The sequence below is a fragment of the Cohnella sp. LGH genome, assembly GCF_017671885.1.
Classification (GTDB): domain Bacteria; phylum Bacillota; class Bacilli; order Paenibacillales; family Paenibacillaceae; genus Cohnella; species Cohnella phaseoli.
The window spans coordinates 2,812,861-2,836,556 of record NZ_CP072117.1 but is presented as its reverse complement, the minus strand read 5'-3'; the positions used below and the strand labels follow the sequence as shown (position 1 = coordinate 2,836,556).

Genomic DNA, 23,696 nt, shown 5'->3' with positions numbered 1-23,696 from the left:
CAAGTGTCGGCTCCTCGCAATAGGGGGCTATCCCTTTAGAATTTGTAAGAGACGATACTTTCGACCGTTCCGCCGGGAGGGACGTACTTCAAATAATAGGAGTCCGAATCCTCGTTCCAGTACGCAAGGCTCGATACAGAGGCGTATAGCTCATCTCGCAAAATGTAGCGGCTGTTCGTCAATTGCGTCCCGTCCAGCTCGGCTTGATACAAGTGATGGTTGTTTTCATCCCTGGTATGAAACAGCAGCTTTTTCCCGTCGGGAGCGAGACTGTAGGAGACGCCAACGGAGAGATTGTCTACGATTGTGCCGTATACAAGCGCCGTGACCGCCTTGGTCTGAGGATCGTAAACAAACAATCCGTTCTGCCTGTCATAGGTTCCGTCGAACAGCAGCTTGCCGTCAGGCAAAAAGCGATATTGATTGATCGAATCGCGTTTCTTGCCTCCGGGAAAATCCAAGAAGAGCTCCACCTTGTTCTCTTCCGGCGAGTATTTGTAAATCGCGTTTTCCTCGTCATCAAATGAACCGTCCACATAGATGTCGCCAGCATAATAACGAGGATTTCCATAGCTGTATCCGTTTTCCCCTTTATAGAGACGCTCCTTCACATTCAACCATTTCGCTTGTCCGGTTGTCACATGGATCAGACCGATCATTCCGGGAACGCCGCCGATGACATATTCGCCCGCCGCGTCCGCGAAAACCCAATGGGAGTTCGCTTCCACGTCGTCCAGCGCGTACTCCATCCCGCTCTCCAGATCGCTGACGTACTGTCGCCCGTCCTGATTGTGCAGCGCTCTTCGCCCGTTTGCCGATACCTCCTCGGCGCGCGCGTCGGTCAGCTTCTCGGCCTGCTCCAAGCTCGCCAAGCTTGTTCTGTATACGCCGTCCTCACGGTTGTACAGCACAATGCCCTCGCGAACGTTCAGCAAGTCCGCGAACCGCACCTGTTCCTTCATCGCGATCTGCTCTCCCTGAATCAAGGGAAGCTTCTTCGCCTGAAGCTCCGCTTTGACGTCGCTGCTCAGAACAAAGCTGCTCTCCCCTGTATTCCCCGTCGCCTGTGCAGTGCATCCCGAGAGAACTAGCGCCAGAGCTGCAGCCGCTCCCATCCATCGGCCAATGCGGCGTCCGCGCACGCCTTGTGGTTTGTAACCCTTAGTCATTTTTATCCATCCCTTCTGGCATCCTCTGCGGCGATTGGCGTGAGGCGAACATCCGTCCGCTGCCAGCCGCATCTTCAATCTACCGCGCAGATATGGACAAATTAGGCGGAGTTATTGCCGATTTGTGTCCGCAGAGGCAGCCGCACCTCCAATAAGACGGCGGAAGGTTGCAGACTAAGCAAGATGGAGCCGCGATGCAGTTCGACAATGCGTTTGCAGATCGCCAGCCCAAGTCCGACGCTTCCCTGCTCCTTGGAGCTTGCCGAACCGCTGCGATAGAACGGCTCGAACGCCATGTCCGCTTCGAAGCGGTGGCTTGGGTCGATCTCGTTAACGAGCGTCAGAACAGCCTCGGTTCCATCGGAAAACAGCCCGACTTCAACTACGCTGCCCGTTTTGCCGTATTTGATCGCATTGTCCAGCAGGTTGTCCCATACTTTGCGAAGCTCGTCGGAGTCTCCACTGACGGTCAGCGGCTCCATCCGGCAGCGAATGCGCTGACCTCGCCGCTGCGCCTTCAACTGCAGGTCTTCCGCCGCATCGCCGAACGAATCTTCCAGCAGAACAACGTCGTTGCGGCGACTGTCCGCATCGAACTCCCGTCTGGAATGCTCGATAATGTCCAGCATCATCCGGTGCAGCCGTCCGGATTCCCGATGAATGCGGCTCGCAGCGTTCTGCCGAAATTCCGCATCGTCGAAATCGGGCGCTTGCAAGATTTGCGCGTAGCCGGAGATCGTCGTTAGCGGCGTTTTTAATTCATGTGTAACGTTTCGAAAGAAATCCCGGCGGTTGCTCTCTAGCGCAACAACCTTATTCCTCTCCGACACAAGCGCCTCCATCTGCTCCTCCAGCTTCGCTCTCATCTCCTCGAAGCTGTTCGTCAGCACCGCGATTTCATTGTTCGAGGAAGCGATGCGCAGCGAACTGACCTGTCCTTCCCCGAACTGCCGCATTGCGATGGCCAATTCCGACAGCGGACGGGTTAACCGGCGCGCGAAAGACCAGGCGAGTGCGACCAGCAGCGCCCACAGCACAAGCGAGAAACCGATTAAGCCTTGCAGCACGACCGCATCTCTGCGGAACGTCCCGGTGTAATCCGCAGTCAAGCGCAGAAACCCGGCCGTCTCGTCCAACGCATACAGCGGAAGCGTGAGCACAGCCATGCTCGATTCGCGATCATGATGGATGCTCACGATGGACTGGTTGCGTGCGGCGGCGGCCAGATCGGCCTCTCCCGATCGCAGCAGCACCGGGGACGGTTTCGTTTGCACTAGCACATACCCGCCGTCCATCGGCACGCTTTCCGCCCGGAACGTCCCGTTCGCATCATAATAAGCCGTCCGAACGCTGCCGTTCAGACTGAGCCCGCGAATAAGCTCCTCCGGATACCCGGATGCCGTCTTTGGTCGAACGTCGTTCAGCGCCAAATAATACTCGATATGATCATAGACGAACAATTGCAGCCGCTTCATCTCATCGAGGATTGCCGCTTGCGTATGCTGCTTTAGCAGATGGGACATATAACCGTAAAAGCCGAAAGCCGCCACCGAGAACAGCAATGCGAAGCCGAGCAGAAATTTGCGCCGTAGAAGGCTGCGGCCTTCGCGCAGCTTGCGAAGCGGCTTATGGCGCGACCTGCGGGGCAGCTTGCGAGACAGCTTATCCCGCCACATACGAAGCAGTTCGCCGGACAGCATAGGCCGCAGCTTCCTCGTCAGCATGACCGGCTCCTCCCCCGCCACTTATAGCCGACGCCAAACACGGTCTCGATGAGAGACTCCTCCAGCTTTTTGCGGATTCGCTGAACGTGAACGTCGATTGTGCGCAAATCCCCGTCGTAGTCCATTTCCCAGACGTGATCCAATATCTCTTCCCTGGAAAACACCCGGTTAGGGTGATCGCGGAACAGCAGCAGCAGCTCGTATTCCTTCGGCTTGAGCTTGACCGGCTGCCCGTCCCTGAATACCGCGTGACCTGAGCGATCCAACTCCAGCCTGTCCGACAGCGAGATAAGGCCAAGCGGCCGCGCGGCCCCGTTCCGCTCAATATCCCTTCTTCTCAGCACAGCTTTGATGCGGGCGATCACCTCGCGAATTTCGAACGGTTTGGTCATATAGTCGTCCGCACCCAACTCCAGGCCAAGCACCTTATCTACCAGATCATGGCGGGCCGTCAGCAGAAGAATCGGAATCCGCATGTTCGAAGAAACCCTTTTACACAGATCAAAGCCGTCCGCGTCGGGCAAGTTGACGTCCAGCAGAAGGACGTCTGGCGCGAAGCGCTCAAGCAGCTCCATGCCTTCCTCACCCGTCGCGGCGGCTTTGACGTGAAATCCTTCCCGCCGCAGCGAATAGACGAGAATATCGCGAATCGACTCCTCGTCTTCAATTGCCAGCACCTTGATTGCACCCGTCAACGACAAAGCTCCTTTATTCGTTAATGGGTCAAGTATAGCAAATAAATATTGCCAACTTATGAACCTTCTCGTATTAGTCGAATGCCTTCTATTCCTCCGAAACGAAGGACGGTCTATATCTCCACTCGTACGACTGTTACTTGAAATGTCCTCGGGGCTTTTTTCCGATCCAGCGCTCGTCGACTTTCTCGCTTGCCGACTGATATCGGGTATCGACGCTAAGACGGTATTGGTTGGTCGTATTTTCGAGCGAGCAGTGCATCAGGAACATACCGAAGATCAAGACGTCGCCGGCACCATATTCCGTAGTCGCCCACTTGCCGCCGAATTTCTCCGTTACAAGCAGCGGGTCGTCCGTATAGTGGCCGAGGCCGATAGCGTCTCGATCCGAATCCTTCATGCCGTACGATCGCTTTAGTTCCTCGAAGTTATGGGAATCGAGACAGATCGCCAGACCGCCCATCGCATAATCGATATCGCCTAGCGGCGACCAGACGGTGTACAAATTGTGCGTTCCTCTGCCCATATAAACGATGTCGTAATGCGCACCTGTGAAATCCCCCTTGCCGACCGCTCGCAACCATTTGTAATGATAGGTCAGCGATTGCTCTCCGAGCAGCTCGTCGAAAAAGCGCATGATGCGTTCGCCATTCAGCACTTCAAGCAGCTCCGGCAAATCCTCGTTCGTTCCCCCCATAAAAATCGTTTTGCTGCCGTCCGCCATGTAACCCTCCTCCAGCAGCGTGTCCCGATCAAGCTTGCCCATCCGATCCATTTTCTCCAAAATGCGCTTTCTCGCCTTCATCACCTGATCCCGATCATGAAAATCCCTCAACAGCAAATAGCCGTCTTCCGCCAACCGTCCTCGCAGCGCCTCGATATCCCCCAACAGCTCGTTCGAGCTTCTTAATGACGTTAAATGTTCTCCTCCCAATTCCAGCTCGCGATTGCCGACTTTCACCATCATAGATCCAGCACTCCTTCAAGGTTGATGCTTCCATTGTAGGGGGCCGAGCGTTCGCCAGCCATGGATCGCCGTGTTTATTACATGTATAATCATACAAGACAAATAAAATAAAACACCAATAATTCGAATTAACATGTATAATCGAACATCAAAGGGAGCGGATCGTCGCATGAACCATAAACCATACATGGATATCCCCTACGCATTGGAAGATAGGGAAGAGCTCCCGGAATGCCGATTTCGCTCGATCTGGAAAGTCCAGGCTAACGACGCCTATCAACCTCGCCATCCGCGCGGTTTTCCGGATTCGGGCATGTTCGTGACGTTCGCGGGACAGGGCCGAATTGAGCTTCCTTCGGGCGCGGTCGAGCTTGCCGCCGGCACCGTCGTCATTGTTGAGCCTGACATTCCATGCTCCTATCGCTGCGAGAACGATGATTGGAGGTTTTACTTTATCGACTTTCGCGACAGCGGAATGGCCCGCCATTTGGAGCTGCCGCTCGGCGAGACGATGATAACGGGGAAAATGCCCGAGATCGTCCGTCTGTGCGAAAGCTTGATTGACGGGTTAATCGTCCAGCCTGCCGGTTTCCGCTACAGCGCGCATCTTCGCCTTCAGGAAATCATGCTGCTTCTCGCGCAGGAACGGTACGGAGGCCATGGCACCCGTTATCCGGAGCTGGACGAAGCGCTTCACCTGATGCACCGCAACATCGGCATGACGCTGCGAATCGACGAGATCGTCCTGGGATCCGGGTTGTCGCGCACCGCTTTTTTTCAGCGATTTCGCGAAATGACCGGCAAATCTCCTCATCGCTATATGTTGGAGCTTAAGCTGGCTTCTGCAAAGGTTTCACTCGAAACGACAAGTATGTCGGTCAAGGAAATTGCGAATGCACTCGGTTTTTACGACGAATTTCATTTCTCTCGAACGTTTAAGCGCCACTCCGGCGTATCGCCCCTTATTTATCGCCGTAAAAGCTTGCACTGAGCGAAAAAGCGCCGTTCATCCGGTGAGGATCAGGCTTCGACGCGTTTCGACCGCTACATTTTGTTTCTATGGATTTTATACCTTGACAAATAATTATTATTGTGTTATGATATTTATTTATACTATTTACATGACTCTTTTCCTCTGTTATCTTTACGAGTACCCGCCATTCGCAAGCCGGTTCACGGCAAAGGCGAATGCGGAGCGATAACGAGGAGGAGTCAACCGATGCTTTTATCGCCAGGAATCGCTGTAATTGAACTAACCGCCGTCATTATGGGCAAGCCAAACACGATTTATCCCGTTCTGCTATGGGACGAACATGTGGCCGTTCTCGTCGACACGGGGTATCCCGGCCAAGCCGATTTAATCGGCGCCGAGCTTGAGAAATACGCCCTTCCCTCTTCCGGCCTAAGTCGGATCATCCTCTCTCACCAAGACATCGATCATATCGGCTCGCTGCCCGTTCTTGTCCGACGTTCCGAGGGTAAGATCGCGGTCATGTCCAGCCCGTTCGAGAAACCCTACATTGAAGGTAACCTTCGTCTGCTTAGAATAACGCCCGAAGCGATTGAGCAAGCCGTCAACTCTCTTCCAGCGAACGTATCCGACCAGTGGAAACAGGCGTTTCGGCATTCGCTCGAGCACCCGCCAAGCTCTCCCGTTCATGAAACTCTTGAGGACGGTCAAGAGCTGCCCATCTGCGGCGGCATCGTTGTCATCGCAACCCCCGGTCATACGCCGGGACATCTCAGTCTGTATCACCGCGCCAGCAAAACGCTAATTGCAGCCGACGCTTTAACGGTAAACGATGCGGGCGAGCTATGCGAACCGGACCCGGTTACAACGCTTGATCCGGAGCTCGCGAGACATTCGTTGACCAAGCTGCTCGACTATGAAATTACGACGGTCGTCTGCTATCACGGCGGTCTGTACCAAGGAAACGTACGGCAGAATCTGCTGAAGCTCGCGCAATCGGAGGGGAATTAACGGCGAGCCGGTCCCCTACCTTGTACAAGAACCGAAGACCGTGCTGTGCTCCCGTATGTTACAATAAGTGAATCATGCCCTTACGGGAGGCCTGCGCGGAAAATGCCGAGCGATCAATCCTATACGACCGAAGAAATCGCCCAATTGTTGAAAATATCAAAGCTAACCGTCTACGACCTGATCAAAAAAGGCAAGCTCCCTGCCTATCGGGTAGGCAAACAGATGCGAGTGGACGCAACGGATCTGGAAGCCTACAAGCGACAGTCCAAGGGGGGCGTCGGGCTCTCTGCCGCTTCGACCGACGAGCCTCCCCACATTCGTTCTGCGACGAAAGAGCTCGCGGGCGTCCGTCCTCTTGTTATTACGGGGCAAGATATGAGCCTCGATATTTTATCGAAACATATCGAGAAACAGGCCGCCGGTTTTCGAGCCTTGCGTTCCTTCGCCGGATCGCTCGACAGCTTGATCTCGCTGTATCAGGGACAGGCCGATCTGGTCAGCACTCATCTGCTTGACGGGGATACGGGAGAATATAATTTGCCGTATATCCGTAAAATTCTGGTGGGGTCCTCTTACATTGTCGTTAACCTGCTTGCCAGGCAAGCCGGGTTTTACGTGCGGCAAGGCAATCCGTTCGGCCTTAAAGGCTGGCAGGATCTAGAAAAGCCCGGCCTGCGCCTCGTCAACCGCGAGATCGGCTCGGGCGCTAGAGTGCTGCTGGACGAACAGCTGCGCCTGCATCGGATCGCCCCTTCTTCCTTGCTCGGATACAACACGATCGAATCCAATCATCTGGCCGTAGCAGGTAAAGTTGGACTGGGTGAAGCGGACGTCGGCATCGGCATCGAAAAAGCGGCGGCTATCGTAGGCAGCGTCGCTTTTATACCGCTGATTCGCGAGCGTTACGATCTCGTAATGAGAAAATCTCCCGACAACACTCGCTGGATCGAAGCGGTTTTGGACATCTTAAAGTCCGAAGCTTACTTAAACGAGCTCCGTGCGATTCAAGGCTACGATCTGTCGGCGACCGGCACCATTTTGCTGGAAACGTGAATGCGTATTAAAGTGTTAGCGGGACGAAATGAAGAAATGGCGACTCAGGGATGAAATCCCTACAGTCGCCATTTCTTCATTTTCGCGCTGATCTGGTCAAGTGAGCTGTGCCTTAAGTGAGCTTACCTACTATTAAGACAGCCTCTTCGTACTCTATCGCTCTAAACCGTAAACTTCCGTACCAATTGCTGCAAATCATTGGCGATGTCCGACAGCGTCTGCGAGGAACGCGTCATCTCTTCGCTCGATGCGAGTTGCTCCTCCGTCGTAGCCGCCACTTGCTGGGACATGCCGGCCGTCTGCCGGGCGGTATGTCCCATGCTGGAAATCGAGGCAGCAACTTCTTCCGAGCTGGCGGCGAGCTGTTCCGCAGCGGCAGCGGCTTCTTGAATTCGGGTGGATACCTCTCCCGTCGAAACGACGATCTCTTGGAACGCCTGCTCGGCATGCTCTACGGCAAGGACGCCCTCCTGCACTTCCTGCAAGCTCAACCTCATCGCCTCCGCGGCTAAGAGCGTGTCCTTCTGAATCTCGGCGATCAGCTCCATAATGCCCTTGGAGGATTCGTCGCTCTGCGATGCGAGCTTACGCACCTCGCCCGCCACAACAGCAAAGCCCTTGCCGTGCTCTCCCGCTCTGGCCGCTTCGATCCCCGCGTTCAGCGCAAGCAGATTGGTACGGTATGCGATCTCACCGATCAAACCGGAAATATTGCCGATCCTCGCCGATTGCTCTTCTAGCTGCTTGATCGTTGCGCCGGCCTGCTCGACTGTTTCGGACAAACGTTGAATACGTTCGGACACTTCGAGAATTTTGGCGGAGCCGTTGTTCGCTTGCTGCGCCGCCTGCTGAGACAGCTCTGACACTTCTCCAGTCGTCTCCGCGATTCTTTGAACGCCATCCGCCATTTCATCGATCACCCGTCCGCTCTCCGCAGCCGTATTCGCTTGCTTCTCCGAGTCGGCGGCTACCTGGCTGATCGATTCCGATACGTGCCGGGCCGCTTCCGAATTTTGCTCGGAGCTTGCATTGAGCTGCACTGACGCCGTCGCCACCGAAGTCGAGGCTTCCTGCATCCGCCGAGTTGAGTCCCTCAGCGCAAGCAGCGTTTTATTTACCGACTCCATCATGACGCCGAACTCGTCCCGACGATTGTTTCGAAGCAAGTCGACCCGAAGATCTCCGGCGGCGATTCTATTCATCACCGCAGTTGTCGCTTTGAGCGGCCGTGTCAGGTTGACAATCAGCAGCCATGCGAGCACGCCTACGACGATCAGAATGCCGATGCCCAGAAAGAACAGAACGCTGGACGTTGCTTCATACACCGATTCGCTTTCATTCTTGCTGTTGACGGCCCCTTCATGGTTAAACTCGACAAGATTTTGGATTTGGGTCTTTAATAAGTCGAAGGACTTGGATACGGTGTCCATTGCTGCAGCGGCTTCTTCTTGGGTAGCGCTGGGGTCGGCCGTCTTGGCCAGATCGCTCTGAAACTGGTTCCACGCCTGAACCAGCGCCTGGTAATGAACTTGGTCCTGCTCTCCCGATATCGTACTCTCGTATTTTTGGATATCTTCCTCAATCGCGGTTACGAGCAATGCTCTCGCATCGGCGAGCTGCTTCGATTGCTCCGCGTCGTCTTTTATGGTCTGTATCTGATAGTAATTGCTGAGGAAGCGCTCAATCTTCAAGTTCGTCTGCAGGATGGCTTCCGTCCCGAACAGCCATTGATCGGTGACCTCGTCCGTATAGTTGCTTACTTGCTTAATTTGCGACAGCCCTGCCCAACCAAACGCAAACACGAATCCCAATACGATTGCGAATGATCCCAACAGCTTTGTTCTGACCGATCTCATCAAAGTTCCCCCCGCGACAAATATCCTATGCTTTGCATATTGATATCATAGAAGGGAGAATCTCAAAACACTATTAGAAATAATCCTTAAATTGTAAAAATGAGGGATAGAGGCGGCAATTAAATTTTTCCAGCCGCCTCTGACGATCATGAGGTACGTTTAATTTTGACCCGCTGCAAGCGCAGCGCGTTCAGCACGACCGACACCGAGCTTAACGCCATCGCCGCTCCCGCTACCCACGGGGCCAGCAGGCCGATCGCCGCGATCGGAATGCCCAGCGTATTGTAGCCGAGCGCCCAGAATAGATTTTGCCGGATGTTGCTCATCGTCTTGCGACTCATATAGATCGCATCCGCAATGCTGGACAAATCTCCGCGCATCAGCGTAACGTCGGCCGCTTCCATCGCCACGTCCGTTCCGGTGCCGATCGCCATTCCGATGTCCGCCGTCGCCAGCGCGGGAGCGTCGTTGATACCGTCTCCGACCATCGCCACCTTTTTGCCCTCGGCTTGCAGCTTGCGCACTTCCTCCGCCTTCCCTTCGGGCAGCACCTCCGCCAATACGCGATCGATGCCGACCTGGGCGGCAATGGCTTTGGCCGTCCGTTCGTTGTCTCCCGTAATCATGATGACCTCTATGCCTTGCTCCCTCAGTCTACGAACGGCTTCTCCCGACGTCGGCTTGACCGTGTCGGCTACCGCGACCATTCCTGCGTAACGATCATCCACCGCCACAAGCATCGCCGTCTTGCCGGACTCCTCCAGCGCGGACATTGCCTCGTACGCAACGCTTGCGTCAATATTAAAGCGCTCCATCAATCTTCGCGTTCCGACAAGCAGCCGTTTTCCTTGCGCCGCAGCCTCAACGCCGTATCCGGGAATCGCTTCGAAGGATTCGGCAGCGGCGATGCGGATATTTTTCTGCTGGATGCCGGCAACGATCGCTTCCGCAAGCGGATGCTCGGACTGAAGCTCCGCCGCTCCGACAAGACGGAGAAATTCCGTTTCGTCGCCAACGGCGATCACATCGGTCAGCTCCGGCTTGCCGTTCGTCACCGTCCCCGTTTTATCGAGAACGACGGTGTCGATTTTATGCGTCTGCTCCAGATGCTCTCCGCCCTTGAACAGGATGCCCAGCTCCGCGGCGCGACCCGAGCCGGCCATAATGGAAGTCGGTGTCGCCAACCCAAGCGCGCACGGGCAGGCGATAACCAGAATCGCAATCGCCTTCTCCAACGCCTCGGCGAAATCGCCGGGAGCGACGAAGAAGTACCAGACCAGGAAGGCAACGACGGCGATTCCGACGACGATCGGCACGAAGATGCCCGAAATGACGTCCGCCACCCGTTGGATCGGCGCTTTGGAGCCTTGAGCCTCCTCGACGACTTTGATGATCTGGGCAAGAGCCGTATCTTTGCCGACTCTGGTCGCCTTCACTCGGAGGGCCCCGTTTTTGTTGATCGTAGCGCCGATAACCGAGTCCCCGACCCTCTTCTCAATCGGCAAGCTCTCTCCGGTAAGCATCGACTCGTCTACGGAAGATACGCCTTCCAGCACTTCCCCGTCGACCGGAATTTTTTCTCCCGGACGAACGAGAACGATATCTCCCATCTGCACCTCTTCAACCGGTACGGTCATCTCCTGGCCGTCGCGAACGACAAGCGCCGTCTTGGCTTGCAGCCCCATCAGCGACTTGATCGCCTCCGACGTGCGGCCCTTGGCGCGAGACTCCAGCAGCTTGCCCATAATCACGAGGGTGATCAGAATTGCGCTCGTCTCGTAGTACAGCGCCGGACCGTGATGCTGCATCCCGCTTGCGACATACCAATCGATCGTTAAGTACAAGCTATAGAAATAGGCGGCCGAAGTGCCCAGCGCTACTAGCACATCCATGTTCGCACTGCCGCTTCGAAGCGCCTTGAACGCTCCGACGTAAAATTGTTTGCCGACATAGAACTGAACCGGTGTCGCAAGCAAAAGCTGGAACCAAGGCTCCATGAACAGCTTCGGCAAATAGATCCAGGAAGTGAACGAAAAGTGGGCGACCATGGTCCACAGCAGGGGCAGCGAAAGAACGGCCGACAAGATCAGCTTATTGAGCTGCTTGCGAGTTTCCTTCGCCCGTCTGGCTTCCGCATTCTCATCGTCTTGGCGAACAAGCGCCTGATAGCCGAGCTGCTTGACCTTGCTTTGCATATCGCCGATCGAGACGGTGCCCGGGTTGAATTCCACGCGGGCCGATTCCAGCGCGAAGTTGACGGAAACGCCGGTCACGCCCGGAAGCTTCGCCAGCCCTTTCTCGATTCGGTTGGCGCACGCCGCACAGGTCATGCCTTCCAGCTTGAACTGCGCGACCTCCTGAACCGTATCGTAGCCGAGCTTGCGAATCGTCTCCTCCATGCGGTCGACGCCGATCTTCTCCGGATCGTATGTCACGCTCGCCTGCTCCAGCGCAAAATTGACGTTGGCAGCGGAGACGCCATCCAGCTTGCCGAGCCCCTTCTCGATCCGATTGGCGCATGCGGCGCAGGTCATGCCGGCAATCTGCCAAGACGTTTGTTTGGTTTCGCTTGTCGCGGTCGTTTCCACTGTCGCTCACTCCTTGATCCGCAGCTGATTAAGATTTTACGTCGTATCCTTGATCTTCGATCGCCGCTTTGATTTTTTCGATTGTCGTGCTGCCTTCGTTATAGGAAACTTCCACAGAACCGTTTTTCAGGTCGACTTTGCCTTCGGCTCCGATCTCCTTCAGAACGCCCTCGACCGAGTTTACGCAGTGCTGGCAGCTCATGCCTTCGACTTTTAATGTTGTTGTAGCCATAAAGTTCATCAACCTTTCGTTTGTGTTTGTTTTTCTTGAACTTAGTATACCCCTCTACCCTATATTTAGTCAACACCATTTTTGAAAAAATGTCGATGATGACCTTGGTACCATCAACAAAAGGGGTTTGTCCCATAAGTAGAGTTGCTTGAGCTGACCAATAAATAAACAAGGGGTGTACCCCTGTAGATGCCTCATGCGCTCCTGAATGACCTTGTCCTGGGTTTCCTTTCCCATTTCAGGAGCGTATTGCATCGGAAGGAGGTACATCCCCTTGTACCTTGTTCATCGATCATCTTTTCCGGAAGCTTGGTTGCCTTGTAGCTCAGCCCCGTTTGCTTACTTCATCATTTTATTCATCGTCGTCATCAATTCGTTGATGACGTCCATGTCGCCTTCTTGAATTCGCTCTACGACACAGCTTTTCATATGATTTTCAAACAGCAGCTTCCCCACTCCGTTCAAAGCCGATTGAATGGAAGCAATCTGGTTTAACACGTCGTCGCAATACGTATCCTTCTCGATCAATCCTTTGATGCCGCGCACTTGGCCTTCAATCCGGTTCAAGCGGCTAAGCAGGCTGTTTTTGACTTTGTCGGAGTGATGGCTTTTGCGACCCGAGCTCCCGTCCGAACAGCATTCCGCTCCTTGCTCCGAGCCATTCTGATGCTCTTCCATTGATATGTTCATGCGGATCGCCCTCCTCGCCCTTTCTTACTAATATACTCCCATCCCCTATGATTGTAAACGGTCCGCAAGCGGACGCCTCCGTTAACCCTGCTTGATCCCCAATGTTTCCCGGCAATATTGTTCCACTGCCGACTCGATCGCATCGATAAAATCGACGCCTGGCTGCCGCAAGAAATAGGCGTTCGCCCCCATGACGATTCCGACCATCGCGCCCGCGATCGCCAGCGCGGCCAGATCGTCCTTCCCTTTCTCCAGCCTTTCGGCAACCAGTTCTGCGAACAAATCGAGCGTAATGTTCATCTGACCCATCAAGGCCGCTTGCAGTTCGGGCACCTTGGCCACTATCTCCATTCGGGTCCGTATCTCCTGCCTGGCTTCGGCCGAAATCCGCGCTTTGCTTTCTTTGATGACGTTCAGATAAGCTTGAATCGGATGAACGTCCCGCGGTTGGCTCTTGTAAAGCTCAACCAGCATCGGATCGAAATCGTCCTCCAGCACAAGCGCTTCCTTCGTCTGAAAATAGCGGAAAAACGTGCTTGGCGAAACTTCCGCAGCCTCCGCAATCTGCTCTACAGTCGTCTCGTGATAACCCTGTTCAAGAAATAACCGGATCGCATTATGCTGGATCGCGGCCCTTGTCTTGAGTTTTTTCCGCTCCCGAAGCCCCAGCTTGGCCGAATCTGTCGCTTTCACTGTTCCGTCTCCTCTCCCGGTCCACTCGCAAAGCTTTCTTATAAGTGTATCCATTTTCAGGAGGACGAGCAAATCTTAAGGCCGCCCGGTCGTGCAACCTTTCAGACGCTCCGTTCCCGAGAAGTGCTGAGACGCGCGCTTCGTTTCGGCAAAAACGCAAGGGCCATTGCGATTCCCAGCACCGTGATGCCGCCGCATAAACCAAGCATGACCCCCATCCCGCCCGTAAACGAATGTTTGACGGATTGCAGCAGCCGCTCGGAGCCGACCGCCCGGGCTGCAGCCATCCCGGCCGCAACGCTTTTCTGAGCCTTCTCCACAGCCGCCTCCGGAAGATCGCCGAGCGCCAACCGCGATCGGTACGTTGCATTCAGCGCCGCGCCAAGCAGCGCGACCCCCAGCGAGCCGCCGAACTGGCGCAGCGCCGTAATCAAAGCCGAGCCTACGCCGCTTCTCTCCGCCGTGAGCTCGCCCAATGCAGCATCCATCGAAGTCGGCAAAGCCATGCCTAGTCCGATACCCGCTACCGTCGTCCATACCGCTGCAAAGCCGAATCCGCTGTCCGCCGTCGTCAGCGCGCCGACGGCAAGTCCGGCCGTTAACGCAGCAAAGCCGCAAGCGATCATCGCGCGGGTTCCCGCTCGTGCCAACAAGCTTTGAGCCGCCTTGGCTCCGAGAATGACACCGCCAATCAAAGGCAGAAGCCTGAGGCCGGTAGTCAGCGGATCGGCGCCCTGCACCGCCTGGAAAAATTGCGGCACAGCGAAAATGATTCCGAACATCGCGAAGTTGGCCATCGTCGAGAGTATGGCCCCCCACGTAAAACGGGAGGAGCGAAACAAGTCGAGTTCGATAAGCGGCTGCGAAGCCCTCTGTTGCCACAAAACGAATACAAGCAACAACGCCAGTCCCGCCGCGATTGCCAGCAACGCCAGCGGATCCGACCAGCTTGTCTCGCCGGCACGAATAATGCCGTAAGTAAATCCCCCAAGACCTAAGCTCGATGTAAGAATGCCCGGGAAGTCGGGGCGTCGCGCCGACGAGCTGCGCGATTCCGGCAGAAGCATGCCGACGGCCAACAATGCAACCGCTACAAGCGGCAGATTGATCAGGAAGACCGAACCCCAGTCGTAATGCTTTAGCAGCCAGCCGCCGAGAATCGGTCCGATCGGAATGCCGAACATGTTCGCCATCGTCCAGATCATCATCGCCTTAGTCCTCTCCTCGCCTTCGAACAGGACAGGCAAAATCGACATCGACAGAGGCATAATGAAGGCGGCGCCCAGACCCAACAAACATCTCATCGCAATCAGTTGAGCAGAAGAATCCGCCAAAGCGCAGCCTGCGGAAGCCAATCCGAAGACGATAAGCGCTGCCAGCAAAAACTTTTTGCGCCCATATCGGTCCCCCAGCATACCCGCCGGCAGCAGAATCGCTGCCAGCACCAGCGTGTATGAATCAATAATCCACTGCAGAGCGCCTGTCGAAGCCTGCAGCTCCTCTGCCAAGGTCGGCAAAGCGACATTCAAAATCGTCATATCCAGCGAGATCGCCAATATGCCGAATGTCAGCGATCCGAGTACCCACCACTTTCGATTCCTATTTCCTCCCATTTTACCAACCGCCTCCTTCGCGTTACTTTCAATATAATGAAATATAATATCTTTTGATAGTAACTGTCAATATATATTTAATGTCACTTTGTGCGATTGAATTTCCGCAGCGCTAGACAAAAAAAAGAACTATTCCGCGATCCTCTTGCGAAGATCGACAAAACAGTTCTTCCTATCTCAATTGATCGAGCTCATCCGAGGTCCGATACCGCACCGGCAAACAAAATACAGCCTGTGGCGCGATCTACGATCGCGGCGATAAACGGCCTGTCGACCTTCATCTGGAACGGGTCGTCGGCAGGCGCCGCCCCTGCCATCATCTCGATTACGGTCGCCGCTGCCGCCTCGGTGCCCTGCTCATCCACGCTGAGGGTCGCACGATGCGTAACCTTGCTGATGAACAAGTTCGGCGGCTCCGGGGCCATCGCCGAGAAATCCGCCCGCGTCGGTTCAAGCGCCTCGATGATCCCTGCCTGCCGCAGCGCGTCCGTCGCATTGGTCGAATACTCCAGACGGAGCTTTGGAATTTCTATGCTTCCCTTGCGGACTTCGTATTCCTCTGTAAGCAAGTCGGGATCCGCGGCCAGCATAGCCGCTACTTTGGACAACGAGACGTCTTTGCTCGGCAGCAGGATCGTCATATACGCTGATTCGCGTTTGCCGTAAGGAAGACGGATTGCTTCGTACTCTTCCTTCTGCGCATACGGATAATAGCCGCCGTTGGCCATCATCTTCGCGGGAACGGTCTCTCCGTCGGAAATATGGAACTGCCCGTCCGTCGTCTTCTCGGCGCTAAACGGCTTCGTCCATGCCCCGTTAAAGTAAACCGCATTCAGAACGTACATCGCCGCATCCGCTTCTACGCCTTCCAGCAAACGCTCGATTCGGCCGGCGGTCGCTTCCTTCGCCCATTCGTTCATCGTTTCAAGCGTTTGCGGCTCGGCAAAATTAACTCGACTGACTTCCGCTCTAAAGTCGTTGCGGCTTCTGTTAACGAAGGTATCGAGAAACGGCTTGCCTTCCTTCAGCCACAAGGAGCTGGCAACATTCATCTCCACGCCGTCTTCGCCCGGATGGCTTAGCAAATCGACCAGTACCCGGTAGCCCGCTCCGATCTCGTCTTTGGTTTTCTCTCTGAGACCTAACGCCCCCCTCATCTCTTCTTCGGTTTTCCCTTCGCCTCCCGTCGCAACCAGCGACAGCGCGGACGATAGGCTTAAAGGCGACAGCAGCACGTTCTCGCCAGGCGTCTCGGCCATCAGTTTCTCCATCAAGGACATTCCGAAGCCATTGGACGCCTGCACAAGAGCCGGGTCGACATCTTGAGCCGTATAGGCACTCGCCTTCCGTTCGCTTTTCACCTCCGGGCTGGCCCCTTCGTCCCGATTGCCGCAGCCCGAGCAGGCCAATACGGCCGCCAATCCTATGCCTATTGCTGTTTTGCGCATTGCTCGCTCCCCCTTTCTTACTCAACAGGACGTTGAATGGAAGCAAGAAGTTGCAGTTCAGGAAAATTACGGCGCTCAATAAAGAAGAAAGAGCCGTCCCGCACATTTTCAGATGCGCGGCCGACAGCCCTTGTTACGGTACTGCGATTATTCGCGATAAGCGCTTTTAGCGGCAATAACGAATTGTTCGAAGAATGCGTCGTCCTCCTCCAACCATTCGTCCACCACTTGTATCTCCTCTTCGCTGCCTGCTCCGTCGCTAAAGTTCAGCGCATAGCTCCAATTGTTTTTACCGTTGTCGCTCTGAATCGTCACTTCGTAGCCTTGTTTGTGATTTTCGATTGTGAAGCGGATCAGTCCGACGTAACCGTTGTCCTCGTCCCGGGTCATAGTTGCGCTAATTATCGTTGTTTTCATACCGTCACCTCCCCTGCAATGTTTCATTAAACCTATCAATAAAGCTATTTTCTTAAGAAAACGTTTCCCTTCCTCTTGACATGATACATTTTGTATCATAAATTAAATTTAGGTTCATTTAATTCCGATCAAGGAGATATGACGAATGACGATGGGAGACAGATTGCGCAAGCTGCGGCTGCAGCGCAAAATCTCGCAAGAAGAAGTGGCGCGCCATATCGGCATTACGCGCTCCGCATACAGCCATTACGAGATTAACAATAGACAGCCGGTCTATGAAACTCTGATCAAGCTTGCCGCCTTCTTCGACGTTTCGCTCGATTATATCATTGAAGGATCGCAGCCGAAACGATCCCTTGATCCGCCCGACGCGCCGAGCTCGGATGATATTCTTACGCTGTTCCGGCAGATGAGCCACGAGCAGCGCAAGCAATCCATTTCGTTGATCTCGGACTTCCTGAGCGGGGAGCAGCGCGCGGACGGCAGCCGCTAGAGACGGACAGGAAGCTCGATACGGAAGACGCATCCCCCGCCCTCCGAATTGCGGACATCGATCCGGCCGCCGTGCAGATCCACGATTTCCTTCGAGATCGCCAGCCCAAGCCCTCCGCCTCCCGAACCGGAAGAACGGGAATGGTTCTTTCGATAATATCGATCGAACACGCGAGGCACGTCGGCTGGTTCGATTCCGGGTCCGCTATCGGCGACCAAAATTTCCACGCGCCCGGACTCCGGCAGCGTTCGCAGCGTAAGCGCGATCTCTCCGCCTTCGGGGGTGTAGCGAATCGCATTGTAGAGCAGGTTGGCGAACACCCGGTCCATCTGCCGGACATCGACCGCTACAAGCGTATCGACGGCGGCTTCTCCGATGATTTCGCAGCTAAAGAGGATGCCTTTGCTTTGCATTTCCAAACCGTATTGCTCCGTTATTCTTTCTTGCCAGTACGACAGCGGAATATTCTCAAGCGTCAGCTCCAGCCTTCTCGCTTCCAACAAGGACAGATCGAACAGATCCTGAATAAGAGAGTTCAGTCCGTCGACTTTCGACAGCATCGATCGAATCGTCTTGTCGCGCTGCTCCGGCTCGGAGATGACATCGTCTCTAAGCGCCTCCAAATACCCTCGCAACAGCGTTATAGGCGTTCTCAAATCGTGGGAAATGTTGCTGACCAAGCGGGTTCTCGCCTGCTCTATTCTCTCCAGCTCGGTTTTTGCTTCCTCCAGCGTAACGTAAGAACGCCGCAGCTCCTCCGTCCGCTCCTCGATTCTATTCTCCAATGAGCTGTTCCATTCGATCAGTTGAGCAGACAACTGCTCCGCCCTGTCGTAGGTCAGCGAAAACCTGCGCGAGATGATGAACGAATTCATAACGATCAGGAATAGCAGGCCGAACGGGAGCAGGTCGATCGAACGCGACCACCCGTTGTAGAACAGGATGTCGTTGACAATCGTAACGACAAGTCCCGCGACGCCGATCAGCGCCAGCACCGCCCCTTCCCGTTTCCGGTGCGCCGCCGCGACTAAACCGGCTAGCGCCCGCCCGCTGAACAGAAGCACATAGAGCTGGTTGACGATCAGCCACGACGTAAACGACAGAGGCGGCACAACGGCGGCAACGAGAATCAGCACGACTCCGCAGCCGGTAGCGGCTTTGAACCAGACCTTCTTCAGCTCGATGGGATACATTTTGCAGAAGTAGCCGAAACCCGCCCACGCCGCCATGACGAACGCCGCGTATTCCAGCCGGATCGCCGACTCCCAGCTCATGCCCTGCAGCCAGCGGACGATAAAGCCTTCCCCGATCAGCCCAGTCCTCAGTCCGACGCACAGGCAGAGCAAGGCGAACAGCACGTTGGCGGTCTCCTTGCGACGCAAAATATACAGCCCGAGATGGTAAAATCCGATCATCAGCAAGCAGCCCATAATAATAAGCTGCTGTGCGGCATTCCTGAGCTGCAGCCGCTGAATTTGCTCCGACGTGCCCATCACGATCGACGTCCGGACGCCGCCGTGCCGGTGGTCGTAGTTGGCGACGACAAGCTTGAGCTCCGTCCGATCGCCGGATGCGCTGAAATGAACGGTCGCCGGCACTTGGTGCGGGATGGACAGCCGCTCGTCAATATCGGGATGGCCGCGCGAGTGCACCAGCTTTCCCCCGATATAGAGCTCATAAGAAGTCGAAATGTTCGGCAATCGAATGGCCATCATCTCGTTCATCGGCCGATGCAAAATCGTCAACCGGTATATCCCGTAGCCGATGTCGTCCAACTCCTTGCCGTCCCCGGGCTCCGTAGCCCCCCACGTTCCGGGCATGTTCAGAGTCGTATCGAGATAGGAAGAATCCTCTGTCGCCTTTTGCGCGCGCTCCAGCCAACGGAAGTTCCATTCGCCGTCGAGCGGAACGGTTCCTTCCTCATCCCACGGCCATTCGGTCAGATCGATAACCCCTTTCTCGGCACGAGGCTCCTCCGGCCCGCTCCCGCGGGGGGATGGTGCGCACCCGGCCGACACTGCCAGCAGCAGCGCTACGGCCGCCAGCGCCGCCGCATACGCATACCATCGGCCGATCGGCATTACCGCTTTTCCCGATGTCACATTTCCCTCTCCTCTATTGTTCCATGTCAGTCCGATGCAAATAGGTTTCGAACGTCATTGTAACGGTGCATTGATTCCTCGTCAACGCTTTCGTTATAATAAGACGATTGGAGTGTTTTCCACATGTTCGGTTCTCCTCTTCATGAAAAATGACGTTGGGTACGGAGGATTGAGATGACCAGCTACGAAGCGACCATACTCGTCGTCGACGACGAGCAGGAAATTACGGAGTTAATCGCCCTTTACTTGCAAAAGGCAGGGTTCGACGTACACGCGACCGACAACGGCGCGCACGCCCTTCGCTTGGCGGAGACGCTTCAGCCCGACTTGATTTTGCTCGACGTCTCTCTCGGCCGCATGGACGGCGTCGAGGTGTGCCGTTCGCTGCGGCAGGGACCGGTCGCGGATGTCCCGATTCTGTTTCTCAGTTGCAAATCGGAAGACCAGGACATCATTCGCGCGCTATCCGAGGGCGGCGACGATTATATTACGAAGCCGTTTAGCCCAAGCCAGCTTGTTGCGAGAATTCAAGCGCACATCCGCAGACGCAGAACCCGCGAAAGAAATCCGGAGGAGCAGATTTCGTCGCTCAGCTTCCCAGGGCTCGACATCGATTTTCACAGCATGGAGGTCCGCTTGAACGGCGAAGCGGTCTCGTTGTCGGCCAAGGAATTCGAGCTGCTCAGCGTTATGGCCAGATCGCCGAAACGGGTATTCCCGTTGGAGGAGCTGTATCGCAAAGTATGGCAGACGGACAGCATGGGCGACACGCGCACGCTGATGGTGCATGTCAGCAACCTGCGCAAAAAACTGGAAAGCGATCCCGCCAACCCTCGCTGGATTCAGACGGTAAGAGGCTTCGGCTACCGTTTCGGTCCGGTGGACAATGGCGAGGAGCAGGTTTTGTAAGTTACAGAACAGGTCGAACCAAAGCACAGCGCTCAGTAAACCCTCATGAGTTCGATCCATACAAACTATTAGACGACAAAAAGGAAGATCAGACGATGATGCGATTGGCGCAAGAATGGCAAGATTACGAATTGATTGACACCGGCAACGGCGAGAAGCTCGAGCGTTGGGGAGACGTCGTACTGCGGCGCCCCGACCCGCAAATTATATGGCCGCTCAAAACCGAGAACGCGGCGTGGAAGCAAGCCGACGGCCATTACCACCGCAGCAGCAGCGGCGGCGGGCAATGGACCTACAAGCGTTCGCTGCCCGAGCGCTGGAGCGTCGCTTACGGTCCGCTCAAATTCCATATCAAGCCGACTAACTTCAAGCATACCGGCTTGTTCCCCGAACAAGCGGTCAATTGGAGCTGGATGATGAACAAAATCCGCGAAGCGAATCGGCCGATTCGCGTTTTGAACCTGTTCGCGTATACGGGCGGAGCGACGGTGGCCGCCGCCTCGGCGGGAGCGGATGTCTGCCACGTTGACGCCGCCAAAGGCATGGTCCAGTGGGCCAAGGAGAACGCTGAGCTGTCCGGTCTCGGATCCGCGCCGATCCGCTACATTACGGACGATGTGTTCAAGTTCGTGCAGCGCGAGCAAAGAAGGGAACGCCAATACGAGGCGATCATTATGGACCCTCCTTCTTACGGGCGCGGGCCTAACGGAGAGACTTGGAAGCTGGAAGAAAACTTGTTCCCCTTCCTGGAGACGTGCATGTCCATTCTCTCGGATAAGCCATTATTCGTGCTCGTTAACTCGTATACGACCGGCTTCTCTCCTACCGTCTTAAGCAATTTGCTTGAGCTTAGCTTCCGTCGCAAGTTCGGCGGAACGCTGGATTGCGGAGAAGTCGGATTGCCGATTACGAGCAGCGGCATGACGCTGCCTTGCGGCATCTATGGAAGATGGGAAAGCGGGAGTTGACAATCGGATTGATAACGAATAATAAAGTTCCGTCTGCGGGCGGCAAATACGCCTCACTAATCGGCTTGAGCCTGTTGGCGATCGTTCTGACTTCCTGTGCGGACGCTTCTTCTCGTACGCACCCGTCCCGGTCCAGCCAGTCGCCTTCCAGTCCGGCTGTAACCCACACGGCTTCAACGGCTCCATCCGCATCGCATTCGCCGACAACGCCGTCTCCCGAGACTAAGGAGCCTGTAGTCACGGAAGCGACGCTGCTGGCCGTCGGAGACATCATGGTGCACATGCCGCAGCTCCCCGCCTATTACGATAAGGGGACAGACAGCTACGACCTTACGTCCTGGTTCTCGCAGGTCAAGCCGATTCTAGAGCGCGGCGATTGGGTTGTAGGCAATCTGGAGACGCCGATTGCCGGCAAGGATTTGAAGTTTACCGGTTTTCCGCGGTTTAACGCTCCTAACGAATTGGCGGACGCGATTAGAGGCGCCGGCATCCAGCTTGTCTCAACCGCCAACAATCATTCTCTCGACCGCGGCGTTCCCGGCGTTCAACGAACGCTTGCAACCGTACGCAAAGCAGGCCTTATCCCATTTGGTACATCGGCCGACGCCAAGGAGCAAAGCCGCAACGTTATCGAGGAAAGAAACGGCATTCGCATGGGTTTTCTTTCTTACACTTACGGCACGAACGGCATTCCGATTCCCAAGGGCAAGGAATACACCGTCAATCTAATCGACCGCAGCGCCATCAAGAAAGATATCGCGAAGCTTAAGAAGGCCGGAGCCGATGCGGTCGCCGTCTCCCTTCACTTCGGGGTCGAGTATCAGCGCATGCCGAATGCCGAGCAAACCTCTCTGGCCAAGGAGCTCATCGGGGCCGGGGCCGATCTGATTCTGGGCTCGCATCCTCACGTCGTTCAGCCGTATGAGGAGATTTCCATCCCTGCCTCCGAGAGCTTCGACGGCTCTCCGCGCAAAGGAGTCGTGATCTACTCACTCGGCAACTTCATTTCCAACCAGACGGGGGACTGGAAGGATGTCGGCGTCATCTTCGGCGCACGCTTGAAGAAAACCGTCCATCCTGACGGAACCGTCGCGCTGGAATGGAAGGAGATTACGACAGAGCCGACCTGGGTTCACATCGTCTGGAAAAATAAAAACCGGCATTATACGGTTATCCCGCTTGCAACCGAGCTTAAGCAGCGCAGCTTCTCGGCGCTGACGGCAAAAGATTACGAGAAGATGCAGACGATGTATTCCGGCATTCGCAAGCATCTCCGCAAGCTTGTCGCGGGCTGACTTCCAAGCTCGGAGATCGACGACTGCATTCGCATTACTTGCAAGTCAATCAAAAAAGAGCAAGCTCCGGACGGACAAACGGTCCCATGGAGCTTGCTCTTTTCTATTTCCTGACGACGATGACCTAGGGTTACACAACCGGCTCGGCCGTTGATTCGAGCGCCGACTCCGACATTACGGACGTCGGCGGTCCCGGCTCTGTGGTCGTCTTAGCCGATTCGGGCGTTCCGGCAGTCGGCTGCTCCGTTTCCTCCCGTTCCTTCGTTGGGCGTTCCGTCGCTTTCGCTTCCCTGGTCCCGGACACCTTGCCCATCAGATAGACGAGCAGTTGACGATTGTGGCTAGAAATGCGATCCAATGACTCGTTGACGATCGCGGCGCGGACGGCGACGCCCCGCCCGACCTCCGATCGCCCGAGCTCCGTCATCGTTACCCATACGATTCTCCGGTCGGCCTCATCCCGTCTCCTCTCGACCAAGCCCGCCCTCTCCATACGATCGAGCAGCGTCGTAATCGCCGCCGGAGTCGTCTCCAGGTGAGGAAGCAGCTCGGACGGCTTCATAGGCTCATGCGCTTCCAGCAGCTCCAGCACCTCCAGCTGCCCGGCCGTCAGTTGCGGAGCCAGCTCCGCCTCCATTCGCGCGTTCCAATCCTTCGTGAGCTTGGTCCAGCTTTTCACAAATTCCGCCGCATTGTCCACGAGTACGCCCCTTTCATCCCGAACATTGCCTTCTTCTTTATTATACTTACCGTCTCTGTCGAATGATAGTTTAATGCGCTTAAATATTTACGACATGAATCCG

The 23,696-nt window shown here is 55.5% G+C and carries 21 protein-coding genes; 7 read left to right on the top strand and 14 right to left on the bottom strand.

What is annotated here, in order from left to right; translation table 11 throughout:
- Positions 1-35: 35 nt before the first annotated feature.
- The 4 genes from J4772_RS11880 to J4772_RS11865 form a co-directional block, all read right to left on the bottom strand.
- Positions 36-1,169, bottom strand: coding sequence for a TolB family protein (locus J4772_RS11880; protein ID WP_209075367.1), 1,134 nt, complete (start codon positions 1,167-1,169; stop codon positions 36-38).
- Between the two features lie 101 nt (positions 1,170-1,270).
- Positions 1,271-2,893, bottom strand: a complete 1,623-nt coding sequence (locus tag J4772_RS11875; protein WP_209075366.1) for a sensor histidine kinase — start codon at positions 2,891-2,893, stop codon at positions 1,271-1,273.
- Positions 2,887-3,588: a response regulator transcription factor gene (locus J4772_RS11870; protein ID WP_181917662.1), complete on the bottom strand. Its 702-nt coding sequence runs from the start codon at positions 3,586-3,588 to the stop codon at positions 2,887-2,889. Before J4772_RS11870 ends, J4772_RS11875 begins: the two co-directional genes overlap by 7 nt.
- Before the next feature lie 136 nt (positions 3,589-3,724).
- On the bottom strand, positions 3,725-4,555 hold the full coding sequence (locus tag J4772_RS11865) for a phytanoyl-CoA dioxygenase family protein (RefSeq protein WP_116061039.1): 831 nt from the start codon (positions 4,553-4,555) through the stop codon (positions 3,725-3,727).
- Positions 4,556-4,724: 169 nt separating this feature from the next.
- Between J4772_RS11865 and J4772_RS11860 the strand changes: the two genes are divergently transcribed.
- The 3 genes from J4772_RS11860 to J4772_RS11850 all read left to right on the top strand — a co-directional run bounded on the left by J4772_RS11860 (position 4,725) and on the right by J4772_RS11850 (position 7,589).
- Complete coding sequence (locus J4772_RS11860; protein ID WP_209075365.1) at positions 4,725-5,546, top strand: helix-turn-helix domain-containing protein; 822 nt, start codon at positions 4,725-4,727, stop codon at positions 5,544-5,546.
- Between the two features lie 228 nt (positions 5,547-5,774).
- Positions 5,775-6,536, top strand: a complete 762-nt coding sequence (locus J4772_RS11855) for an MBL fold metallo-hydrolase (protein ID WP_209075364.1) — start codon at positions 5,775-5,777, stop codon at positions 6,534-6,536.
- Positions 6,537-6,638: 102 nt separating this feature from the next.
- Complete coding sequence (locus tag J4772_RS11850; protein WP_209075363.1) at positions 6,639-7,589, top strand: substrate-binding domain-containing protein; 951 nt, start codon at positions 6,639-6,641, stop codon at positions 7,587-7,589.
- A gap of 161 nt (positions 7,590-7,750) precedes the next feature.
- On the opposite strand, the gene J4772_RS11845 is transcribed toward J4772_RS11850, so the two are convergent.
- The 8 genes from J4772_RS11845 to J4772_RS11810 form a co-directional block, all read right to left on the bottom strand.
- Positions 7,751-9,445, bottom strand: coding sequence for a methyl-accepting chemotaxis protein (locus J4772_RS11845; RefSeq protein WP_209075362.1), 1,695 nt, complete (start codon positions 9,443-9,445; stop codon positions 7,751-7,753).
- A 146-nt stretch (positions 9,446-9,591) separates the two neighbouring features.
- A complete protein-coding gene (locus J4772_RS11840) occupies positions 9,592-12,033 on the bottom strand; it encodes a heavy metal translocating P-type ATPase (protein ID WP_209075361.1) in 2,442 nt (813 codons plus the stop codon).
- 28 nt (positions 12,034-12,061) lie between these two features.
- Positions 12,062-12,265 (bottom strand): cation transporter, encoded by a 204-nt coding sequence (locus J4772_RS11835; RefSeq protein WP_209075360.1) that lies wholly within the window; start codon positions 12,263-12,265, stop codon positions 12,062-12,064.
- Between the two features lie 339 nt (positions 12,266-12,604).
- On the bottom strand, positions 12,605-12,955 hold the full coding sequence (locus J4772_RS11830) for a metal-sensitive transcriptional regulator (protein ID WP_116061032.1): 351 nt from the start codon (positions 12,953-12,955) through the stop codon (positions 12,605-12,607).
- 81 nt (positions 12,956-13,036) lie between these two features.
- Positions 13,037-13,648, bottom strand: coding sequence for an acyl-CoA-like ligand-binding transcription factor (locus tag J4772_RS11825; protein WP_209075359.1), 612 nt, complete (start codon positions 13,646-13,648; stop codon positions 13,037-13,039).
- Between the two features lie 101 nt (positions 13,649-13,749).
- Entirely contained in the window at positions 13,750-15,261 is a 1,512-nt protein-coding gene (locus tag J4772_RS11820) for an MFS transporter (RefSeq protein ID WP_209075358.1), read from the bottom strand.
- 191 nt (positions 15,262-15,452) lie between these two features.
- The gene (locus J4772_RS11815; protein ID WP_209075357.1) at positions 15,453-16,709 is read right to left on the bottom strand and encodes a serpin family protein; all 1,257 of its coding nucleotides are present in this window, start codon (positions 16,707-16,709) and stop codon (positions 15,453-15,455) included.
- Between the two features lie 147 nt (positions 16,710-16,856).
- Complete coding sequence (locus J4772_RS11810) at positions 16,857-17,126, bottom strand: hypothetical protein (RefSeq protein ID WP_209075356.1); 270 nt, start codon at positions 17,124-17,126, stop codon at positions 16,857-16,859.
- A gap of 145 nt (positions 17,127-17,271) precedes the next feature.
- On the opposite strand from J4772_RS11810, the gene J4772_RS11805 reads away from it, so the two are divergent.
- Positions 17,272-17,619, top strand: coding sequence for a helix-turn-helix domain-containing protein (locus J4772_RS11805; protein ID WP_116061027.1), 348 nt, complete (start codon positions 17,272-17,274; stop codon positions 17,617-17,619).
- On the opposite strand, the gene J4772_RS11800 is transcribed toward J4772_RS11805, so the two are convergent.
- Positions 17,616-19,721, bottom strand: coding sequence for a sensor histidine kinase (locus J4772_RS11800; RefSeq protein WP_209075355.1), 2,106 nt, complete (start codon positions 19,719-19,721; stop codon positions 17,616-17,618). The two genes, J4772_RS11805 and J4772_RS11800, sit on opposite strands and share 4 nt — an antisense overlap.
- 174 nt (positions 19,722-19,895) lie before the next feature.
- Between J4772_RS11800 and J4772_RS11795 the strand changes: the two genes are divergently transcribed.
- The 3 genes from J4772_RS11795 (at position 19,896) to J4772_RS11785 (ending at position 22,893) form a co-directional block, all read left to right on the top strand.
- Entirely contained in the window at positions 19,896-20,630 is a 735-nt protein-coding gene (locus J4772_RS11795) for a response regulator transcription factor (protein WP_116061025.1), read from the top strand.
- Between the two features lie 98 nt (positions 20,631-20,728).
- Complete coding sequence (locus tag J4772_RS11790) at positions 20,729-21,598, top strand: class I SAM-dependent methyltransferase (protein ID WP_209077110.1); 870 nt, start codon at positions 20,729-20,731, stop codon at positions 21,596-21,598.
- Positions 21,514-22,893 (top strand): CapA family protein, encoded by a 1,380-nt coding sequence (locus J4772_RS11785; protein WP_209075354.1) that lies wholly within the window; start codon positions 21,514-21,516, stop codon positions 22,891-22,893. The genes J4772_RS11790 and J4772_RS11785 overlap by 85 nt, the downstream gene beginning before the upstream one ends.
- Positions 22,894-23,023: 130 nt before the next feature.
- On the opposite strand, the gene J4772_RS37525 is transcribed toward J4772_RS11785, so the two are convergent.
- A complete protein-coding gene (locus J4772_RS37525; RefSeq protein ID WP_371822849.1) occupies positions 23,024-23,593 on the bottom strand; it encodes a MarR family winged helix-turn-helix transcriptional regulator in 570 nt (189 codons plus the stop codon).
- Positions 23,594-23,696 lie beyond the last annotated feature (103 nt).

Bases quoted from the DNA above. Each gene is read 5' to 3' on its own strand.
- J4772_RS11860 (WP_209075365.1), top strand. From the start codon at position 4,725: ATGAACCATAAACCATACATGGATATCCCCTACGCATTGGAAGATAGG.
- J4772_RS11810 (WP_209075356.1), bottom strand. From the start codon at position 17,126: ATGAAAACAACGATAATTAGCGCAACTATGACCCGGGACGAGGACAAC.
- J4772_RS11790 (WP_209077110.1), top strand. From the start codon at position 20,729: ATGCGATTGGCGCAAGAATGGCAAGATTACGAATTGATTGACACCGGC.
- J4772_RS11835 (WP_209075360.1), bottom strand. From the start codon at position 12,265: ATGGCTACAACAACATTAAAAGTCGAAGGCATGAGCTGCCAGCACTGC.
- J4772_RS11875 (WP_209075366.1), bottom strand. From the start codon at position 2,893: ATGCTGACGAGGAAGCTGCGGCCTATGCTGTCCGGCGAACTGCTTCGT.
- J4772_RS11865 (WP_116061039.1), bottom strand. From the start codon at position 4,555: ATGATGGTGAAAGTCGGCAATCGCGAGCTGGAATTGGGAGGAGAACAT.
- J4772_RS11880 (WP_209075367.1), bottom strand. From the start codon at position 1,169: ATGACTAAGGGTTACAAACCACAAGGCGTGCGCGGACGCCGCATTGGC.
- J4772_RS11795 (WP_116061025.1), top strand. From the start codon at position 19,896: ATGACCAGCTACGAAGCGACCATACTCGTCGTCGACGACGAGCAGGAA.
- J4772_RS11845 (WP_209075362.1), bottom strand. From the start codon at position 9,445: ATGAGATCGGTCAGAACAAAGCTGTTGGGATCATTCGCAATCGTATTG.
- J4772_RS11815 (WP_209075357.1), bottom strand. From the start codon at position 16,709: ATGCGCAAAACAGCAATAGGCATAGGATTGGCGGCCGTATTGGCCTGC.
- J4772_RS11830 (WP_116061032.1), bottom strand. From the start codon at position 12,955: ATGAACATATCAATGGAAGAGCATCAGAATGGCTCGGAGCAAGGAGCG.
- J4772_RS11855 (WP_209075364.1), top strand. From the start codon at position 5,775: ATGCTTTTATCGCCAGGAATCGCTGTAATTGAACTAACCGCCGTCATT.
- J4772_RS11850 (WP_209075363.1), top strand. From the start codon at position 6,639: ATGCCGAGCGATCAATCCTATACGACCGAAGAAATCGCCCAATTGTTG.
- J4772_RS11805 (WP_116061027.1), top strand. From the start codon at position 17,272: ATGACGATGGGAGACAGATTGCGCAAGCTGCGGCTGCAGCGCAAAATC.
- J4772_RS11820 (WP_209075358.1), bottom strand. From the start codon at position 15,261: ATGGGAGGAAATAGGAATCGAAAGTGGTGGGTACTCGGATCGCTGACA.